This window comes from Dietzia sp. SLG310A2-38A2 (assembly GCF_014145095.1).
GTDB lineage: Bacteria > Actinomycetota > Actinomycetes > Mycobacteriales > Mycobacteriaceae > Dietzia.
In genome coordinates, this window is record NZ_JAALDX010000325.1 from 1 (window position 1) to 1,011 (window position 1,011).

A 1,011-nucleotide genomic window follows, 5' to 3' on the forward strand; every position below is an offset into this window, starting at 1 on the left:
CACCTCGGCGTGGGCGAAAGGGTCCCCGTCGGCCTCACGCCGGTTGGTGGCGGCGGCCAGCTCCCGGCCGTCCGGGCCCACCACGATCGCCCCGACCGGCACATCACCGTCGGGGGTCTCACCGGCGACCACCAGGGCCCGCCGGACCAACCGCTCGTCCGCGGACCGGGGCGACGTCGGTGACAAGGACGACATCACGGACACGACCGCCTCACGAGCATGATCGCCTCACGAGTCGGGCAGGTGCCGCTCGAGTTCCTCGCCGAAGCCCATCCGCTCGGCCAGCGACTGCAGCTGCTCGTCGGCGTAGAGGTCGGTCTCGGACACGATGATCTCCAGCACCCCCGGCGGCAACCCCACGTCCTCGAGGATCGCCATGTCCCCCTCGCCCCAGGGGTCGGCGTCCTCGAGATCCTCGTCCGGCAGGTCCACGTTGAGCTCGTCGAGCACGTCGGCGGCGAGGTCGTAGTCCAGGGACGCGGTCGCATCGGAGAGCATGAGGCGCATCCCGGAGGGGCCGGGACGCAGGATCACGAAGAACTCGTGATCGACGTCGACGAGACCGAACGAGGCCCCCTCGGTGCGCAGTGAGCGGACCTGTCGCGCGGCGTCGTCGAGACTGGTCAACGCGGCGTCGTCGAGTCTGGTGATCTGCCATGAACCGCCCGCCTGCAACACCCCGAAAGCGGAACCGGTGACGGCGTCGTCGTTGCTGTCGCTGTCGCGGGTGTTTCGGTCGGAGGTGCTGGCCATGGGCCCAACCGTAGTCTGCTGTGAGAACCTTGTCAGGTGACGGCGGTGACGGACGTGTGCGTGCTCGGGGCGGGCCTGATCGGCGGTTCGCTGCTGCGGGTCCTGGGCCCGGATCGGGCGTTCGGGTGGAACCGCTCGGCCCCCGGTGCGGAGGCCGCGACGGCCGCTGGCTTCCACGTCTCCACTGATCTGGCCGACACGCTCCGGCGGGCCGCGCGGACGGACGCCCTCGTCGTCGTCGGAGTCCCTCTGCCCGCC

General features: G+C 70.9%; 1 protein-coding gene and 2 pseudogenes. 1 reads left to right on the plus strand and 2 read right to left on the minus strand.

Going from position 1 to position 1,011, the window contains the following annotated elements:
• Both G6027_RS11815 and G6027_RS11820 read right to left on the minus strand, forming a co-directional pair.
• Window positions 1-195, minus strand: a pseudogene (locus G6027_RS11815) (nucleoside deaminase); the annotation flags it as partial.
• Between the two features lie 33 nt (window positions 196-228).
• The gene (locus G6027_RS11820; RefSeq protein WP_182637351.1) at window positions 229-753 is read right to left on the minus strand and encodes a tRNA adenosine deaminase-associated protein; all 525 of its coding nucleotides are present in this window, start codon (window positions 751-753) and stop codon (window positions 229-231) included.
• Window positions 754-798: 45 nt separating this feature from the next.
• On the opposite strand from G6027_RS11820, the pseudogene G6027_RS11825 reads away from it, so the two are divergent.
• Window positions 799-1,011 (plus strand): annotated as a pseudogene (locus tag G6027_RS11825) (prephenate dehydrogenase); the annotation flags it as partial.

Bases quoted from the DNA above. Each gene is read 5' to 3' on its own strand.
- G6027_RS11820 (WP_182637351.1), bottom strand. From the start codon at position 753: ATGGCCAGCACCTCCGACCGAAACACCCGCGACAGCGACAGCAACGAC.